This window comes from Streptomyces sp. XY431 (assembly GCF_001279805.1).
Taxonomy (GTDB): Bacteria; Actinomycetota; Actinomycetes; order Streptomycetales; family Streptomycetaceae; genus Kitasatospora; species Kitasatospora purpeofusca.
The window spans coordinates 1-322 of the sequence record NZ_LGDO01000381.1 but is presented as its reverse complement, the minus strand read 5'-3'; the positions used below and the strand labels follow the sequence as shown (position 1 = coordinate 322).

Annotated in this window: 1 protein-coding gene; it reads left to right on the top strand. The window is 68.3% G+C overall.

What is annotated here, in order from left to right:
• Positions 1–322: SdrD B-like domain-containing protein (locus ADK60_RS26950; protein WP_234371262.1), on the top strand; the 322-nt coding region annotated here is incomplete at both ends.

Genomic DNA, 322 nt, shown 5'->3' with positions numbered 1-322 from the left:
CCAAGGACTCCGACGCCGACCCGACCACCGGTGTGACCCAGTCCGTCACCGTCTCCGGAGGACAGCGCAACCTCGACCTCGACATGGGCGTCGTCCTCCCGCCGCCGCCCGCCAACAACGCCATCGGTGACTTCGTCTGGGTCGACAAGGACGGCTCCGGCATCCAGAAGCCCGGCGACACCGGCGTCTCCGGCATCAAGGTCAACCTCCTCGACGGCAACGGCCAGCCCGTCCTCGACGCCAACGGCCGACCCATCACCACGGTGACCGACGCCAACGGCCTCTACCTGTTCGACAACCTCCCCGACGGCACCTACCAGGT